The organism is Mycobacterium bourgelatii (genome assembly GCF_010723575.1).
In the GTDB taxonomy this organism is placed as follows: domain Bacteria; phylum Actinomycetota; class Actinomycetes; order Mycobacteriales; family Mycobacteriaceae; genus Mycobacterium; species Mycobacterium bourgelatii.
On the sequence record NZ_BLKZ01000001.1, the window covers coordinates 2,212,543 to 2,225,946 of the forward strand.

The 13,404-nt window shown below is 67.4% G+C and carries 9 protein-coding genes and 1 pseudogene; 7 read left to right on the forward strand and 3 right to left on the reverse strand.

Annotated features, from left to right (window positions below; genetic code table 11):
- Positions 1–3: 3 nt before the first annotated feature.
- Positions 4–612: a DUF4178 domain-containing protein gene (locus G6N68_RS09975; protein WP_163711114.1), complete on the reverse strand. Its 609-nt coding sequence runs from the start codon at positions 610–612 to the stop codon at positions 4–6.
- Between the two features lie 260 nt (positions 613–872).
- Between G6N68_RS09975 and G6N68_RS09980 the strand changes: the two are divergent.
- The 6 genes and pseudogenes from G6N68_RS09980 (at position 873) to G6N68_RS30720 (ending at position 7,549) form a co-directional block, all read left to right on the forward strand.
- Positions 873–4,006: pseudogene (locus G6N68_RS09980) on the forward strand (PE family protein).
- A gap of 87 nt (positions 4,007–4,093) precedes the next feature.
- Positions 4,094–4,648, forward strand: a complete 555-nt coding sequence (ruvC, locus tag G6N68_RS09985) for a crossover junction endodeoxyribonuclease RuvC (protein ID WP_163711117.1) — start codon at positions 4,094–4,096, stop codon at positions 4,646–4,648.
- The gene (gene ruvA / locus G6N68_RS09990; RefSeq protein WP_163711120.1) at positions 4,645–5,238 is read left to right on the forward strand and encodes a Holliday junction branch migration protein RuvA; all 594 of its coding nucleotides are present in this window, start codon (positions 4,645–4,647) and stop codon (positions 5,236–5,238) included. The genes ruvC and ruvA overlap by 4 nt, the downstream gene beginning before the upstream one ends.
- Positions 5,235–6,272, forward strand: coding sequence for a Holliday junction branch migration DNA helicase RuvB (gene ruvB / locus G6N68_RS09995; protein ID WP_163711123.1), 1,038 nt, complete (start codon positions 5,235–5,237; stop codon positions 6,270–6,272). Before ruvA ends, ruvB begins: the two co-directional genes overlap by 4 nt.
- Before the next feature lie 17 nt (positions 6,273–6,289).
- A complete protein-coding gene (locus G6N68_RS10000; protein ID WP_163711125.1) occupies positions 6,290–6,676 on the forward strand; it encodes a DUF1304 domain-containing protein in 387 nt (128 codons plus the stop codon).
- Positions 6,677–6,826: 150 nt separating this feature from the next.
- Positions 6,827–7,549 (forward strand): UbiA prenyltransferase family protein, encoded by a 723-nt coding sequence (locus tag G6N68_RS30720; RefSeq protein ID WP_240355429.1) that lies wholly within the window; start codon positions 6,827–6,829, stop codon positions 7,547–7,549.
- Positions 7,550–7,611: 62 nt separating this feature from the next.
- Here G6N68_RS30720 and car read toward each other — a convergent pair whose 3' ends face one another.
- Together car and gabT are read right to left on the reverse strand one after the other, a co-directional pair.
- Positions 7,612–11,124 (reverse strand): carboxylic acid reductase, encoded by a 3,513-nt coding sequence (car, locus tag G6N68_RS10010; RefSeq protein ID WP_163711129.1) that lies wholly within the window; start codon positions 11,122–11,124, stop codon positions 7,612–7,614.
- Between the two features lie 186 nt (positions 11,125–11,310).
- Positions 11,311–12,660 carry a 4-aminobutyrate--2-oxoglutarate transaminase gene (gene gabT / locus G6N68_RS10015; protein WP_163711132.1) on the reverse strand — a complete coding sequence of 450 codons (1,350 nt, stop codon included), beginning with the start codon at positions 12,658–12,660 and terminating at the stop codon, positions 11,311–11,313.
- 326 nt (positions 12,661–12,986) lie between these two features.
- Here gabT and yajC point away from each other — a divergent pair, with 326 nt between their 5' ends.
- Positions 12,987–13,340, forward strand: a complete 354-nt coding sequence (gene yajC / locus G6N68_RS10020; RefSeq protein ID WP_163711135.1) for a preprotein translocase subunit YajC — start codon at positions 12,987–12,989, stop codon at positions 13,338–13,340.
- Positions 13,341–13,404: the final 64 nt, after the last annotated feature.

The window sequence follows — 13,404 nt, forward strand, 5'->3', positions numbered from 1 at the left end:
GTCCTAGCGAGACGGTGGGGGCGCGGGGTAGACGATGAGTTCGCCGCTCAGCACCGGCTTGCCGGTCGAAATTTCCCAGGGCATGTTCGGTGCCCAGCGCTCGAACGAGAGTAGCGCGCTCTGATCGGAATTGACGTAGTCGACGTAGTCCATCTCACCGCCTGGCGGCAGCCCCGTCGTGCCTTCCGTGGTGTAACCGGCATGACCGCGGTCGGACACCCGGAACTGCACCCCGTCGACAACGTGCTGACCGTTCGGCTGCAAATGGAGATCGGTGCGTTTGACCCACATCGCCAACTCGAGTCGTCCTTCGTCTTCTTCGACGCTGAACCACAACGGCTCGGCGCCGCCCTCCAGCAAGTGTTCCCACCAGACGAACGGGCCCTCGCGAAATGTCACCGAGCCACGCACCAGGTAATCCACGCCGCCGTAGCTCACGACGGCGCCGGGACCGAGCTGACGGGGGCCGAATTGCGGTTGCGCATTGAACGAAAGCGGGTCCTGGCGTCCGGTTGCTTGGCTTGAATTCTTGGGCTTCTTCAGGGCGTAGACGAGGACGATAAGAGAGGCGACGAAGAGCACCAGAGCGATGACAACCAGCTGTCCTCCCATGCCGTCCCCTTCCCTAGTGCGGCAACAAACTTAACAGCTGCACGTGCCGGAACGAGGTGTTCGGCTAGCAGCAACCAGGAGGACGACTGGGCAAAGTTGCACCGAGTGCAATCTTTGAGAAATTGGTCTACAGAATCACGCCACTTCTACGTCAAATTAGGGCTGGTTGGCTAGTCTGTCGACTTGGAACCACGAGGATTTCGGGTCAATCGTGGTCAACCCGCATTCCCTGGCATGCCAACCGATTGGTAGGGGCTTCGATGTCATTCATTGGTGTGGTTCCCGAAGCTGTCGCGGCCGCTGCTGCGAATCTGGCCGGAGTGGGTTCGGCGCTGAGCGCTGCGAATGCGGCCGCTTCGGTGCCGACCACGCAGGTTTTGGTCGCGGCTGGGGATGAAGTGTCTGCCGCTGTCGCGGCGTTGTTCGCCAATCACGCGCAGGACTACCAGGCGCTGAGTACGCAGGTGGCGGGGTACCACGCCCGGTTTGTGCAGGCGCTGACGGGTGCGGGCGGTGCGTATGTGAGTGCCGAGGCCGCTGCCGCGTCGCCGCTGCAGACCCTCGAGCAAAACATCTTGGGTGTGATCAATGCGCCGACGCAGTTGTTGTTGGGGCGGCCGTTGATTGGTGATGGCGCTGATGGGCTTGCGGGCACGGGGCAGGCGGGTGGGGCAGGGGGTTTGTTGTGGGGTAACGGCGGTGCTGGGGGGTCCGGGGCCGAGGGGCAGGCCGGTGGCGCTGGTGGGTCGGCGGGGCTTTTCGGCAATGGTGGGGCCGGGGGTGCTGGAGGTACGAGTCCGACCGGGGTCGGCGGGGCTGGTGGGGTCGGCGGCAATGGGGGTTGGCTTGGTGGTGCGGGGGGTGCCGGGGGTGTTGGTGGGTCGGGGTTGATTGCTGGTGGTGTCGGCGGGGCGGGGGTAGCGCGTTTTTGGTGGGTGCCGGTGGTGTGGGCGGGGCTGGTGGGGCGGGTCTTAACGGTGTTAACGGGCTCGGCGGTGGTGCTGATGGTGGCGATGGTGGTCATGGCGGTGCTGGGGGGTCCGGTGGGCGTGCGGGTTTGTTGTTCGGTCAGGGCGGTGCTGGTGGGGCTGGGGGAGTTGGTGGTGATGGTGGCGATGGCGGTGCTGGTGATCTTGCGGTCAATGGCGGTAAGGGCGGCAACGGCGGGCGTGGCGGGGATCCGGGCACGGCTGGGTTTGGCGGCCGGGGCGGTTTGGTGGGTGCGCAAGGGGTTAACGGTCTGATTCCGACCAGTGGCGGTGACGGAGGTGATGGGGGTCGAGGTGCGGATGCTCCGGTGACGATCAGTGGCAACGGCGCCAATGGCGCTGCCGGTGGTCGTGGTGGTGACGGGGGGTTGGTGGGCAATGGTGGCCGTGGTGGTGATGGTGGCAATGGCGCGGCCGGTGTGGCTGGTGTGAACGGCGCGAACGAGACGCAGAACGGGACCGCTGGCACCAACGGGGGTTGGGGGGGTGCTGGGGGTGATGGCGGTACGGGCGGAGTGCTGGCCGGTAACGGCGGCGCTGGCGGTAATGGTGGTGCCGGTGCTGCCGGTGGGGATGGAGGCAAGGGCTTCAACGCGACCACGGCCGGGGCCAGCGGGACCAAGGGCGGTGCTAGCGGCAATGGCGGCAATGGCGGCAATGGTGGGGCTGGTGGGGCGGCTCAGGCCGCCTCGGGCAACCAAGGTGTGGGTGGCAATGGCGGGCAGGGGGGTGATAGTGGCCAGGCCGGTGATGGCGGCAAGGGTGCTGTCGGTACTCCTAGCGTCAATGGTGGTGTTGGTGGTGCCGGCGGCAACGGTGGTGACACCGGTCTAGCTGGTAAGGGTGGCCAGGCCGGGGCCGGTTTGACCCCAGGCATCGATGGTGGGGACGGTGTGCGGGTGGCTGGGGGCCACGGTGGCACGGGCGGCACTGGTGCCTCGGGTGATGTCACCGGCGACGGCAACGGCAGGGCCGGTGGTAAGGGCGGCAACGGCGGGAACCTGGGCGATGGCGGTAAGGGCGGCACTGGGGGGTCGGGCCGCGCCGGGACCGATGGGGTTAATGGTGGTGTCGGCGGCACCGGCGGTGCCGGTGGCAGTGGCGGCACGCTGGGCGGTGATGGCGGTGACGGTGGTGACGGCGGAGCCGGTGGTGCGGGCGGGGCCAACGCCAACGGTGGTGCTGGCGGTACCGGCGGCGCCGGCGGCGCGATTTTGGCGGCCGGGACCGGCAACGTGGGCGGTACCGGCGGCACGGGCGGCGTGGGCGGCGTCGGCGGTCAGGGCGCCGCGGGAACCGGCAGCGGCGGCGCAGGCAACAACGGTGGCCTCGGTGGCCTGGGCGGCGCCGGGGGTGCCGGCGGGGCCGGCATCGGCGGCGAGGGCGGCGGTGATGGCGGCCAAGGCGGCAACGGCGGTAAGGGTGGTGGCGGCGGCAACGGTGCGGCGGGTGTCGGCGTAGGTCCTGGAAGCGTCGGTGGCCTCGGCGGTGACGGTGGTGCCGGGGGCGCGGCCGGTGCTGGCGGCGCGGCTACCGACGGTGGCAACGGCGGTCTGGGCGGTACCGGCGGCGGCGGTGGCCAGGGTGGCGCCGGCGGCGCCGCCTCCACTGGTAACGCAAGCAACGTAGCCGGCCAAGGTGGTAGCGGCGGCGACGGCGGGGCCGGCGGTGCGGGTGGTAACTCCAGCACTGGCGCCAACGGTAATGGCGGTGCCGGCGGTCTCGGCGGCAATGGCGGTAACGGCGGCGGCGGCAACGAGACCTTCGCATCGGGCAACGGGGTGCAGGGCGGTGGCGGCGGTGGCGGCGGTGCTGGCGGCAAGGGCGGCAACGCCGGCAGCGGTCTGGGCACCGTCGGTATTGGCGGCACCGGCGGCACCGGCGGCACCGGCGGGACCGGCGGCACCGCGCTCATCAACAACGGCCTGATGTCCACCGGGGAAGGCGGCCAAGGCGGTACGGGCGGTGCCGGTGGCACGGCCTCCGATACCGCCGGTGGCCAAGGCGGCGGCGGCGCCGGCGGCGGCGGCGGGTTAGCCTTCCTGAACAACGCTGTGGGTGGCGGCGGTGGTGGCGGCGGCGGGGCCGCCCTGCCGGGTGGCGTCGCCGGAACGGGCGGCAACGGCGGCGGCGCTTCGGGCGGAGCTCCCCTGCTGCCCGGCGGCAGCGGCGCCACCGGTAGCGGTGGCATTGGTGGCGGTGGTGGCGGCGGCGCACTCGAGGCCGGAGGCGGGTACGCCGCCGGTAACCCAGCCGTCGATCAGGACGGTGGCACGGGCGGGCATAACAACGCGCAGGCCAATGCAGGCGGCAATGGCGGCGCGGTTGGCGGATCGGGTGGAACTGGAGGCTTACCCGCCGGTGGCGGCCTGCTCGGCAGCGGAAGCCCTGGCCGCCCATCCTGACCTGTCACCGCGTGTCCTGCTCGCGGGTGTCGCGCCCGCCCGCTAGGCTATCGAACAACTGTTCGGGAGCGATTGTGGGAGCATGCGGTGCGGGTGATGGGTGTAGATCCCGGGTTGACGCGATGCGGGCTGTCGCTCGTTGAGAGCGGCCGCGGTCGGCAGATCACGGCCCTGGACGTCGATGTCGTGCGTACCCCTTCGGAGGCGCCGCTGGCCAAGCGGTTGCTGGCCATCAGTGACGCCGTGGAACATTGGCTCGACACCCACCGTCCCGATGTGCTGGCCATCGAGCGGGTGTTCTCGCAGGTGAACCTGATGACGGTGATGGGCACCGCGCAAGCTGGGGGAGTGATCGCACTTGCGGCCGCCAAACGCGACATCGACGTGCATTTCCATACCCCGACGGAGGTGAAGGCAGCGGTCACCGGCAACGGGGCCGCGGACAAGGCACAAGTCACCGCGATGGTTACCAGAATCCTTGCGCTGCAGGCTAAACCGACACCAGCGGACGCGGCTGACGCGCTCGCCCTGGCGATTTGTCACTGTTGGCGCGGCCCGATGCTCGCCCGGATGGCTGCGGCCGAGGCCAAGGCCGCCCAGCAGCGCAGTGCATATCTGGCCAAGTTGAAGGCGGCACGATGATTGCTTCGGTTCGCGGTGAGGTGCTCGAGGTGGCGCTCGACCATGTGGTGATCGAAGCGTCCGGCGTCGGCTACCGGGTCAACGCGACACCTTCGACACTGGCGACGTTGCGACAGGGAACGGAAGCCCGGCTGATCACCGCGATGATCGTGCGTGAGGATTCGATGACGCTGTACGGGTTCGTCGACACCGAAACCCGCGATCTGTTCCTGACGCTGCTGTCGGTTTCTGGCGTCGGGCCGCGCTTGGCGATGGCGACCCTGGCCGTACACGACGCCGCCGCCCTGCGCCAAGCGCTTGCCGACGGCGATGTCGTCGCCTTGACCAGGGTGCCCGGAATCGGCAAGCGCAGTGCCGAGCGGATGGTCCTGGAACTACGTGACAAGGTCGGTGCCGTCGCCACGACCGCGGGGACTGCCGCCACGAATGGCCACGCGGTGCGTAGTCCTGTCGTGGAAGCCCTGGTAGGCCTCGGCTTCGCGGCCAAGCAAGCCGAGGAGGCCACCGACAAGGTGCTGGCCGCCGATCATGACGCGACGACATCGAGCGCGCTGCGGGCCGCCCTGTCGTTGTTGGGTAAGTCGAAATGAGTGACGAACACGACGAACGCGATGTCTCACCGGCGTTGACCGTCGGCGAAGGCGACATCGACGTCAGTTTGCGACCGCGGTCGCTGCGCGAGTTCATCGGCCAGCCCCGGGTGCGTGAGCAGCTGCAACTGGTCATCGAGGGAGCCAAGAACCGGGGCGGCACACCGGATCACATTCTGCTGTCCGGCCCGCCGGGGCTGGGCAAGACGTCGTTGGCGATGATCATCGCCGCCGAGCTCGGGTCCTCGCTTCGGGTGACCTCCGGGCCGGCCCTGGAACGCGCCGGCGACCTGGCCGCGATGCTGTCGAATCTGGTCGAGCACGACGTGTTGTTCATCGACGAGATTCACCGGATCGCCCGGCCCGCCGAGGAGATGCTCTATTTGGCGATGGAGGACTTCCGGGTCGACGTCGTCGTGGGCAAAGGGCCCGGCGCGACCTCGATCCCGCTGGAAATCGCGCCATTCACCCTGGTCGGGGCGACCACCCGGTCGGGTGCCCTGACCGGCCCGCTGCGCGACCGCTTCGGCTTCACCGCACACATGGATTTCTACGAACCCGCCGAGCTGGAGCGCGTGCTTGCCCGATCCGCCGGCATCCTGGGCATCGAGCTCGGGGCGGAGGCCGGCGCGGAGATCGCACGGCGTTCGCGGGGAACGCCGCGAATTGCCAACCGGCTACTGCGCCGCGTCCGCGACTTCGCCGAGGTGCGGGCGGACGGCGTCATCACCCGCGACGTGGCCAAGGCCGCACTCGAGGTCTACGACGTCGACGAGCTGGGGCTGGACCGGCTGGACCGCGCGGTGTTGTCGGCATTGACCCGCAGCTTCGGGGGCGGACCGGTCGGGGTCTCGACGCTGGCTGTAGCGGTCGGCGAGGAGGCCGCGACGGTGGAAGAGGTGTGCGAGCCGTTCCTGGTGCGTGCCGGTATGGTCGCCCGTACCCCCCGCGGCCGGGTGGCCACAGCGCTGGCCTGGACCCATCTTGGGATGACTCCGCCGGTCGGGGTCATGCAGCAAGGGTTGTTCGACTAGTTCGACTAGGAGGAGCGATGGTCACCGCCGCCTTGGTTTTCGCCGGACTAGCCGCGGTCCTGCACGTGTATATCTTCGTCATGGAGTCGTTGACCTGGACTTCGCCGCGAACGCGCGCCACCTTCGGCACCACGCCGGAGGAGGCCGAAACCACCAAGCTGCTGGCCTTCAACCAGGGCTTCTACAACCTGTTCCTTGCGATCATCACCGGGATCGGCATCGCGGTGCTTGTCACCGGGCACAAGGCGGTGGGCGCCGCGCTCATCCTTGCCGGTGTCGGCTCGATGGCCGCCGCCGCGGTGGTGCTGCTGATCTCGGCTCGGGACAAGGCGCGCGCCGCGTTGACGCAGGGCGCATTCCCGACCCTGGCCGTCCTCCTCCTGGTGGTCGGCCTGACCGGCTGAAGCCCGGCCGGCCGGTCGCGTCGCGCCGAGAGTGAACTACCCGACGCAAGTCCCGCGTGTTGCGTCGCAGGATTCACGCGCGCAACGCCTCATTAGCCTCATCTGTCACACGATTGCTTACCTGGCCAAACCCTCGGGTATCCGTCCAACATGAAGCGCACAGATACCCGCCCCGCCAGGACGCGCATGCCACGGTCCCGCGGCGCGGTCACCGGATTACTACTCGTCATCTTGGGCGCGTGGGGAGCGTTGATTCCCTTCGTCGGCCCTAACTTCGATTTCGCCTACACCCCCGGCCAATCGTGGACTGCGGCCCGCGGCTGGCTCGAGGTACTGCCAGGCGTCGCCACCGTCGTCGGTGGTCTGCTGCTGATCGCATCCCGGAATCGGGCCGGTGCGATGCTCGGCGGCTGGCTGGCGGCCCTTGGTGGCGCGTGGTTTGTCGTCGGCACCACGGTCGCCCCGCTGTTGGGCCTCGGTTCCGTGGGCGACCCTGTCGCCGCTACCGACCGCAAGCGCGCGGTGCTCGAGTTGGCGTACTTCACCGGCCTCGGAACGCTGATCGCCTTCCTGGCCGGAGCCGCCTTGGCGCGGACGGCTGCTCGGTTGGCGCGTGACGTCGAGCCGGTTGTTCAGCCCGTCGAGACCTCGACAACCGAGCACATCGAGACCGCACCGACGACCCAGCAGCCGTACGCCCATCAGCCCTACGCATCGACAGCGTCGACACCTGCGGAGTCTGAAATGCAGACCACTCCGCGTGGACAGCGCGTAGCAACTGACGCGGCACCTGAAGCCGACGAGGTGCACCCCAAGGGCGGCGGCTTCTTCCGTCGACACCGTCCCGCGTCGCACGTCGGCCACGCGCCGTAAGCAACAACGATCGCAAACGCCGATCGCCAACCACGAGGGTTGGCGATCGGTGCGTTGCAGAGTTACAGCAAGCCGAGTAGGCGCAGGTCGCTGACGTACTTGGCGATGATCGGCGGGGTGATGTGCGGAATGTCCTTGTCGGGGCCGATCTTCGCGTCCTGCACTGCGGCGCGGAACCGGTCGGTGGGTGCAATCGAGCCGCGCACCGGTGCTTCCGGCTTCTGGTAGTTGTGCAGCAGCGGCAACAAGGAGGCGTGGCGCTGGCGCTCGGGCAAGCCCCGCAGACTCGTCTCGAACCGCTGTAACCACTCGCCGTAGTCGGCGATCCGCTGGATCGGGCAACCCGCGACGTCCGGGTCAATCAACCAGTCGACGAACTCGTCCAGGCCGATGCCGTCGTCGTACGGGTTCATCACGTGGTAGGTGTGGAACCCGCCGGAGCTCTGGGCCCCCAGGGTCGACACCGCTTCAGCGATGAACTCGACCGGCAACCCGTCGTAGTGCGCGCGCTGCCGATTGCCCTCGGAGTCCAGCTCGTAGAACGAGGCGGGAGCGATCCCGCTGGCCACCAGGCTCAGGATGAGCCGGGTGAACATGTCCGGCACGTTGAGCTGACCGGCGTAAGTGGTGTCGGCCAGGATCATGTCGCAGCGGAACACCGCGACCGGCAGACCGCACAGGTCGTGAGCCTCGCGCAGTAGCACCTCGCCCGCCCACTTGCTGTTGGCATAGCCGTTGGCGTAGCTGTCGTCGATCTGACGGGTGGCGCTGACCACGCGGATGTCGGCGTCCTCGTTGAATTGCGACGGCTTGATTCCGCTGCCGACCGCGATCGTCGAGGTGTAGGTGAACGGCTTTTGCTTGCTGGTCAGAGCCAACCGGATCAGCTCGGCGGTGCCCAGTGCGTTGGGGCCGAACAGCTGGCTGTACGGCAGCACGTGGTTGACCAGCGCCGCGGGGTCGACGATCAAGTCGACGGTGTCAGCCAGGCGCTGCCATGTCGCCCGGTCCAGGCCGAGGTCGGCTTCGCCCTTGTCGCCCGCCAGCGCCTCGAGGTGATCGGCCGCGAGCTCCCGGTAGTGCGCCAGCAGCGTCGGGTCGCCACTGTCGAACGTCTTGTCCAGGCGGGCGCGGGCCTCTTCATCACTCTTGGCTCGCACCAAGCAGATGACCTTGCCGTCGACGAGGTCCATCCGCTCCAGCCATTCCAAGGCCAGGTAGCGGCCCAAGAACCCGGTGGCTCCCGTCAGCAGAACGGTCCGCACCTGATCGCTCGGGCCCGGGAGGTTCGGAGCCGCCGCCAGGGTGGCGGCGTCGATGAACTTGTCCAGGGTGAGGTCGCTGGCGTGCACCTCGACGGCGTCCCGTCCGTGCACCGAGGCGAACGTCGGCCGCTTCGAACCGGGCTGGCGCTCTGCCTCGATGTAGGCAGCCAGGCCCTGCAGGTCGTTGGCCGGGCTGACGATCACACCCACCGGCACGTCGACGTCGAAGATCTCGTGCAGCAGGTTGGCGAAGGACAGCGCGGACAGGGAGTCGCCGCCCAGGTCGGTGAAGTGGGCTTCCGGCTTCAGGTCGGCGGCCGCGGTTCCCAGCAACGCGCCGGCGGCCCGGCACAGCGTCTCCAGGACGGGCCCGTCGGCGCCGTTCTGACGCAGGTTGCGCAGCTCGCTGGCCTGGCTGTCGGCCAACTCCTGGTAGAGCTGCTCAAGCCGCTCGCCGTAGTGCTGCTTCAGCTGCGGACGCGCGAGTTTGCGGATGCCGGTGAGCAGGCCGTTTTCCAGCGTCCACGGGGTGGTTTCGATGATGAAGTCCCGCGGGATCTCGTAGGACTGCAGATCATGCGCCTTGGCGACGTCCTGCAGCGAGTCGCTGATCGCCTGCTTGAGCTCGACACCGTCAAACCGGGCCAACGCCTCCTCGGTGGGGACGATCACCGCGAGCAGGTAGGCGCGGGCGCTGTTGCCGTAGATGAAAACCTGGCGAACCAGCGGGCTGTCGCCGAACAGCGGCTCGAGCTTTGAGACGGTGACGAACTCGCCCTGCGACAACTTGAGCACGAAGTTGCGACGGTCCAGGTAGACGAAGCGGTCCGGCCCGACCTGGGCCATGATGTCGCCCGTGCGGTAGAAGCCGTCTTCGTCGAACACGCCGGCGGTGACTTCCGGCCGCTTGTAGTAGCCGGGGAACAGGCTCTGCGTCTTGACCAACAGCTCGCCGCGCGGGTGGGGCTGGTCGGTCAGGAAGTAGCCCAACTCGGGAACGTCGACCAGCTTGTAGTCGATCACTGCCGGCCGCCGGATCTCGTCGTCGATCAACACCATTCCGGCCTCGGTGGAGCCGTAACCCTCCACCAAGTGCAGGTCGTCCAGCAAAGACTCGACCCACACCTTCATCTCGGCGGAGATGGGAGCCGAGCCGGTCAACGCCACGACGAAGCGTCCACCGAGCACGTCCTCGCGCATCTCGGTCAGCACCTGGGCTTCGATTTCGGCTCGGTCCTCGCCGTTGAGCGAGCGCCGGTCGACCTCGCTCTGGAACTCCTCGAACAGCATGTTCCAGACGCGCGGCACGAAGTTCAGCTCGGTGGGACGCACCAAAGCGAGATCCTCGAGCAGTGTCGACAGGTCGCTCTTGGCCACGAAGTACGCGGTGCCGCCGGCGCAGAGCGTTCCGAACAAGATCTGCCGACCCATGACGTGGCTCATCGGCATGAAGTTGAGCGTGATCGAGGGTTCGTTGGCGGAGACGAACCACGCGCTCGTCTTGCGCCAGAAGTTCAGCACCCGGCTTTGGGGGTACATCGCGCCCTTGGGTGCGCCGGTGCTGCCGGAGGTGTAGATAAGCAGGGCCAGAGGGTCGTCAGTCTCGTCGGCGACAGCCGGTGCGGCGGGCATGGCCAGGCCGCGCTCGATCACCTCGGCCAGCGGCTCAACCGGGATGCCGGACAACCGCGCCTGCGCGGCTTCGACGGCTTCGCGCTGCTCGTCGACCTCGGGACGGTAGTCGAACACGACCATCGCGGCGGGCGTGTGACCGCCCGTCAGCACCAACTCGACGGCGTCGGCAAGATTGTCGATGCTGGCGGCGACCAGAGTGGGTTCGGTTTCGGCGACGATCGGCCGCAGTCCGGCGATCGCGGCGCTGGTTTGCAGCGGCACGGACACCGCTCCCAGGCGGCTCAGCGCGAGGTCGACGGTGGTGTAGTCGACGCTGCTGAAGCCCAGCACGCAAACGCGGTCGCCGGGGCGGACGGTGGCGGACAACGCGTTGCTCAGGGCTTCGGTGCGCTCCCACAGCTCGCCGTAGGTAATGGTGTCGAAGTGGGTCAGCAGGTGCGCTGAGGTGCGGCCGGTCTCGGGGTCGGTGACGAGTTGGACGGCACGCTGGCCAAGCGCGGGGCGATCCGCGTAACCACGCATGACGGTGTCGATGATCTCTACCAATCCCAGGCCAGGCTGGTCGACCGCCTGCGCGATCGCCTCGTCCGGCTTGGCGGCGGCGAACTGGGGGTCGTTTGCGTAAAGGTCCTGTATGCGACGGGCGAGCCGCTCCTCGTGGGTAGTAGTCGACATGACGAATCCCCTTGAAATAAAGAAAATTTGAAAACTATGGCGCGACGCTGCGCTGATAGATAGAACGTTAGCTAAAGTAATTATATTTCGCCAGGGTTTGCGCTCCGAAGCGGCTGCCAATTGCCTGTGAGATGCGCCACCGGCCCTATCGACGAGAGTCTTCCGGGTCAGCGCGTCGAGCAGGCGTCAGAGCTCGGCGAGAATGCCCGTCAGGACCTCAACGCCTTCGGCCAGTAGTTCGTCGCTGATGGTCAGCGGTGGCAGCAGGCGGATGACGTTGCCGAACATGCCGCAGGTCAACACGATGACACCGGCCGCGTGCGCCGAGTTGGCCAGTTTCAGGGTCAGCGCGGGGTCGGGTTCGGCGGTCCCGGACTTCACCAGTTCGATGGCGATCATGGCCCCGCGCCCTCGGACGTCGCCGATTCGGTCGTCGGCGGCCTGCAGCCGCAGCAGCGGCTCCATGAGCAGTCGTTCGATCTGCTGGGCTCGCTCGATCAGACCGTCCTGCTCGATGGTCTCGATCGTGGCCAGGGCGGCGGCGCAGGCAACGGGATTGCCGCCGAAGGTGCCACCCACACCACTGGTATGCGGGGCATCCATGATTTCGGCGCGGCCGGTGACCGCCGACAGCGGCAATCCATCGGCGATGCCTTTGGCGATGCAGATCAAGTCGGGTTCTATACCGCTGGGGCCTTCGTGCTCGCAGGCGAACCAAGCTCCGGTGCGCGCGAACCCGGTTTGCACCTCGTCGGCGATGAACACCACATTGTTCTCGCGGCACCACTTCACCAGTGCCGGCAGGAAACCCTCGGCCGGGACGATGAAGCCGCCTTCGCCCTGAATCGGCTCGATGATCACCGCCGCCAGATTCTGCGAACCGACTTGCTTCTCGATGACGTTGATGGCGCGGGCTGCGGCCTTCTCGCCGTCGGTGGCCAACTCCTTGTCGAGGAGGCCGTCCCGGTATGGGTAGGAGATCGGCGCCCGGTAGATCTCCGGCGCAAAAGGACCGAAACCGCTCTTGTACGGCATTGACTTGGCGGTCAGCGCCATCGCCAGATTGGTACGCCCGTGGTAGGCGTGGTCGAACGCGATCACGGCGGGTTTGTGGGTGTAAGAGCGCGCGATCTTCACCGCGTTCTCAACCGCTTCCGCCCCGGAGTTGAACAACACCGAGCGCTTCTCGCTGTCGCCGGGAGTGATGCGGTTGAGCTGTTCGGCGACGGCCACGTACTGCTCATACGGGGTCACCATGAAGCAGGCGTGGGTGAACTCGGCGACTTGTGCACGTACCGCGTCCACCACCCGAGGGGACGAGTTGCCGATCGTGGTCACCGCGATGCCCGAGCCCAGGTCGATCAAACGGTTGCCGTCGGCGTCTTCGAGAATGCCGCCACCGGCCCGCACTGCGAAGACCGGAAGCGTGACTCCGACACCGTGGGACACCGCTGCGGTCCTGCGTTTGTTGAGCTCCAGCGAGGCGGGACCCGGGATTTCCGTGACCAATTTCCGGCTCTGCTCGAGGCTGGCCACGAATCCTCCTTCCGCGGCGCGGCGGTCACGTCGCGGGTAAAGCCTAACCCGACTCGGGGCCCCGCTCGGGAGGCGTTCGCACGGGGTTCTCAATGTGAATATCCTGGCCAAGGAGCGAACCTGGGGCGCATTGCGCTGGATACCATTTGCCCCGCGTCCGGAGGTGCGTTGCGCTGGCTGGCGAGCGCTGCCGCCGAGTCGCAATTTCGGGCCTGCCAGACTGGACAGCGGGCGCTAGACCCTGACGAGGTGCGTGACGTAAGGGACGGCCTGAGGCCGCCCCGGGACGCACCGAGCAATACCGATACGAAAGACAGGCGTGTTCGATGGATGCTTTGGCCTTGATGTTGCCCTTCGTGATCATCATGGGGGTGTTTCTGTTCATTGGGTCGCGTCGTCAGCGACGCGCCGTGCAGGCCACCATCGACCTGCACGAGTCGCTGGAAGTGGGTGATCGGGTCCACACGACGTCCGGGCTCGAGGCCAACATCGTCGCCATCACCGACGACACCGTCGACCTGGAGATCGCGCCGGGCGTCGTCACGACGTGGATGAAGCTTGCGATTCGCGACAAGATCCTGCCTGATGACGACGTAGATCTCGACGACGAAGACGAGTATTCGGTCGCCGTTGAGGATGAAGACGCCCAGGACGAGACCCGCGTGGCGAAGGACGCCTAATTACTGCACGTAGTCTTTGCAGAGGTTTTTAGAGGCTCGCCACCCGGGCAAGATCGATTTCAAG

Excerpts from the sequence above, each read along its gene's own strand:
- G6N68_RS09975 (WP_163711114.1), bottom strand. The coding sequence starts at position 612 with ATGGGAGGACAGCTGGTTGTCATCGCTCTGGTGCTCTTCGTCGCCTCT.
- ruvA (WP_163711120.1), top strand. The coding sequence starts at position 4,645 with ATGATTGCTTCGGTTCGCGGTGAGGTGCTCGAGGTGGCGCTCGACCAT.
- ruvB (WP_163711123.1), top strand. The coding sequence starts at position 5,235 with ATGAGTGACGAACACGACGAACGCGATGTCTCACCGGCGTTGACCGTC.
- G6N68_RS10000 (WP_163711125.1), top strand. The coding sequence starts at position 6,290 with ATGGTCACCGCCGCCTTGGTTTTCGCCGGACTAGCCGCGGTCCTGCAC.
- G6N68_RS30720 (WP_240355429.1), top strand. The coding sequence starts at position 6,827 with ATGAAGCGCACAGATACCCGCCCCGCCAGGACGCGCATGCCACGGTCC.
- car (WP_163711129.1), bottom strand. The coding sequence starts at position 11,124 with ATGTCGACTACTACCCACGAGGAGCGGCTCGCCCGTCGCATACAGGAC.
- yajC (WP_163711135.1), top strand. The coding sequence starts at position 12,987 with ATGGATGCTTTGGCCTTGATGTTGCCCTTCGTGATCATCATGGGGGTG.